The organism is Actinokineospora sp. (assembly GCF_050699995.1).
In the GTDB taxonomy this organism is placed as follows: domain Bacteria; phylum Actinomycetota; class Actinomycetes; order Mycobacteriales; family Pseudonocardiaceae; genus Actinokineospora.
The window spans coordinates 1-1012 of the sequence record NZ_JBOHGC010000381.1; the positions used below are offsets into that span (position 1 = coordinate 1).

1 protein-coding gene is annotated in these 1012 nt (G+C 71.0%); it reads left to right on the forward strand.

Annotation, left to right across the window (positions count from 1 at the left end):
- A partial coding sequence (locus ACRDSQ_RS18810) for a hypothetical protein (protein WP_431422864.1) occupies window positions 1-1012 on the forward strand: 1012 nt, incomplete at both ends.

Here is a 1012-nt window from a genome sequence, read left to right on the forward strand (position 1 = left end):
GTTCCACACCGCGCTGCTCGACGAGGACGACTTCGCGCTCAACCGGGCGGCGTTCACCGAGGTCGGGTTCTCGCGCGGGATGTACTACAACACCTATTGCAACGCGCGCGTGACGCTCGCCGACGGGCGGGTCTACGTCTTCGGCGGCCACGACATGCAGAGCCAGAACGGGCTCTACAAGGTCAACATCTTCGATCCCGAGACCGAGACCTGGGCGCCGCGGGCGCGGCCGTGCACGCTGGACAACTGGAAGCGGGACCCATTCGGCGAGCAGCTCTTCGCCGGCGACCCGGAGGCGCGCAACTATCCGGGGTGCGATCAGCGCGACATCCGCAGCACCCAGCCCGCGGACCCCTCCGACATGAAGTACGCGCGCTGGTACCCGAGCGCCGTCGCCCTGCCCGACGGCACCGTGCTGCTCCTCGCGGGGACCGACCAGGACGCCTCCGTCGGCCCCGATCCGCTGGCCACCGAGAAGGGACAGCAGGGCATCGTGCAGACCGACGCCGCCTTCTCGGCCACCCGCGTGACGCAGGTCGTGCCCGAGGTCTACGACCCGCGCACCGGCCGCACCATCGCGCTCGAGAACGCGCGCAAGACCTTCCCGCTCTACCCGCAGGCCGAGGTCGTGCAGACCGGCCCCGAGGAGGACCAATGGATGGTCTGCACGATGGGCGGGATGGACCGGGTGCGCAACCCGGTGCCGCCCGGCGGCGACCGCTTCTTCGGTCCCTTCAGCAAGCAGACCTGGTGCCTCGACGTCGTCGCCGCCCGCCGCGACCCGCAGCGCGAGGTGCCCGCCGAGAACCACTGGCGGCTGCTGGCCGAAGCGCAGGTGAACCGCCACTACTGCTGCCCCACGGCCAGCCTGGTGAAGACCGACCGCAGCGGCAAGACGCGCTCGCACCGCTGGTTCATGATCTCGGGGCGGACCGGCGCCGGGGCCACCGTGGCGACGATCGAGGAGATGGAGCTCACCGCCAAGTCGCCGCGGTGGCGGAAGGCCGGCGAC